The following is a 2,477-nucleotide window of genomic DNA, read 5'->3' as shown; positions in this document are numbered from 1 at the left end:
TGTCAATCGGCGTTCGACTGGGACCCCCTGGCGGCATCCAAAAGGGACCCCTTTGATCGGCGTGCTCTGCTGGTAGCGCTCGGGTCGTCGGAGCTGGTCGGGGTTGCGGAGACGGCGCGAGCGCGGGTTGTTTGAACATCGTCGCGGCTTTTGAATCACCAGCTGTCGTTCCCGGTTTCGACGATGTCGCAGTGATGGGTCAATCGGTCGAGTAGCGCGGTGGTCATTTTGGCATCGCCGAACACGCTCGGCCATTCGCCGAACGCAAGATTGGTGGTGACAATGATGGAGGTGCGCTCGTAGAGCCGGCTGATGAGATGGAACAGGAGCTGACCGCCGGATTGCGCGAATGGCAGATAGCCCAGCTCGTCGAGAACGATGAAGTCCATGCGGGTCAGATGCTCGGCGAGCCGTCCCTGCCGACCGTTGCGGGTCTCGGTCTCGAGCCGGTTGACGAGGTCGACGACGTTGTAGAAGCGTCCTCTGGCGCCATCGCGGATGCAACTTCTGGCGATGGCAATGGCGAGGTGTGTTTTGCCTGTACCGGTGCCGCCAACCAGCACGACGTTGCGTTGTTGGGCGATGAAGCCGCCGCCAGCGAGATCATTGACGAGAGTCTGATTGATCGGCGTGCCGTCGAACTGGAAGTCGGCGATGTCCTTGGCGAGCGGCAGCTTGGCAATGGTGAGCTGGTATTTGATCGACCTGGCTTGCTTCTCGTTGATCTCGGCGTTGAGCAGGTCGCCGACAATGCGTTGAGGCTCGTGCTGGCGCTTGACGGCAGTTGCCATGATCTCGTCGAAGGCGGCCTTCATGCCGTAGAGCTTGAGTTCGCCCATGAGGTCGAAGATTTGGGTTCGTTCCATCAGATGGTCCTCCGGAGGTTGTCGTAGCGGGCACAATCGGCGATCGGTGCATGACGGAGCGTCAGTGCGGCCGGCGTCATGATGTTGGCCGGTGGGGCGGGTTCACGTTGACGGGCCAGGATATTGAGAACGACATCGGCGGAATGGACGCTGTGACTGAGCGCTTCGGCACAAGCCGCTTCCACCGCGGACAGACCGTCAGTCAGCACCGCGTTGAGGATGTCGACCATCTGCCGATTGCCATCGTCGGTGCTGGCCAACTTGCGCCGGATCCGCTCGATCGCGGCCGGCAGCACCCAGTCTTTGAAGGGAGCACCGTTGCGCAAGGCGCCGGGTTTGCGGGCGAGCACCGGCACATAATGCCAGGGGTCGTAGACGGTATCGCCGCGGCCAAAGGATCGCGGGTGCTCGGCAACGATACGTCCATCCTGACGGATCACGATGCGATCGGCATAGGCCTGGACCTCGACCGGTCGTCCGACTGCGCTGGCTGCGACCGAGTACTTGTTGTTGTCGAAGCGCACCAGGCAGGTCTTCGAGACCGATGCCGTCACCGCATGGAAGCCGTCGAAGCGGCCGGCATAGGGAACGAGTTTGGGGCGTTCGGCTTCGAACACGTCCCAGATCGTCTGATCGGCCAGCTCCGGATGGCGATGAGCCTTGGCGTAGGCGATGCACTTGTCGAGCAGCCAGGCGTTTAACTCGTCGAGGTTTTTGAACCGCAGCCGCGGCGTGAAGAAGCGTTCCCGGACCAACCCGACCTGGTTCTCGACCTGCCCCTTCTCCCAGCCGGACGCTGGCGTACAGGCGACCGGATCGACCAGATAGTGGCTGCACATCTGCAGGAAGAGGCGATTGTAGAGACGGCCTTTACCGACGAAGATCGTCTCTACGGCGGTCTTCATGTTGTCGTAGATGCCGCGGGTGCAGGTGCCTTTGAACAGGGCGAACGCCCGGTCGTGGGCGTCGAACACCATCTCCTGCGTCTCCCGAGGATAGGCCCGCACGAACAGCATACGGCTGTGACAGAGCCGGACATGGGCAGCCTTCACCATCACCGTGGTGCCGCTCAGCAGGACGACCTCGTGGCTCCAGTCGAACTGGTACGCTTCGCCTGGTGCAAAGCTCAGCGGGACATAAGCGGCTGCGGTCGATTGCCCGCGTTCCTTGCTCCACCGCCGTGCGTATCGACGAACCGCATCATAGCCGCCGGCATAACCCAGGCCGCGAAGCTCTTCGAATAGCCGGATCAGCGTCAGCCGTTCCCGTGCTGCCTTGCTCTCATTCCCTGCCAGCAACCGGTCAAGCTCGGCACTCCAGGCACCGATCTTCGGGAGCGGCTGCGTCTCGCGCTCATACCGGAACTCCGTCGCTTGAGAACGAATGACCTTGCGAACCACCTTCCGCGATACGCCAAGTTCTCGGCAGATCGCCTTGATCGGACGACCATCAACAAAGTAGGCGCGACGGATCTTACCAATCGTCTCCACCACCAGCATCCCAACCTCGGCTTCCATGACTCGATGGAAGCCACTGTGGACCCTTATCCCGGGGTCCCGATTTAATGCCGATCACCCCGAAAACGGGGTCCTTATTCCATGCCGAAACACA

At 61.6% G+C, this 2,477-nt stretch carries 1 protein-coding gene and 1 pseudogene; both read right to left on the bottom strand.

The features are described 5' to 3' along the window. Positions 1–155: 155 nt before the first annotated feature. Positions 156–866: an IS21-like element helper ATPase IstB gene (gene istB / locus C7G41_RS36810; protein WP_106947073.1), complete on the bottom strand. Its 711-nt coding sequence runs from the start codon at positions 864–866 to the stop codon at positions 156–158. A gap of 8 nt (positions 867–874) precedes the next feature. Further along, a pseudogene (gene istA, locus C7G41_RS36805) lies at positions 875–2,365 on the bottom strand (IS21 family transposase); the annotation flags it as partial. Positions 2,366–2,477: the final 112 nt, after the last annotated feature.

It is taken from the genome of Bradyrhizobium sp. MOS002 (assembly GCF_003020115.1).
Classification (GTDB): Bacteria; Pseudomonadota; Alphaproteobacteria; order Rhizobiales; family Xanthobacteraceae; genus Bradyrhizobium.
The sequence above is the reverse complement of the archived record's forward strand: the minus strand, read 5'-3'. Positions and strand labels throughout refer to the sequence as shown.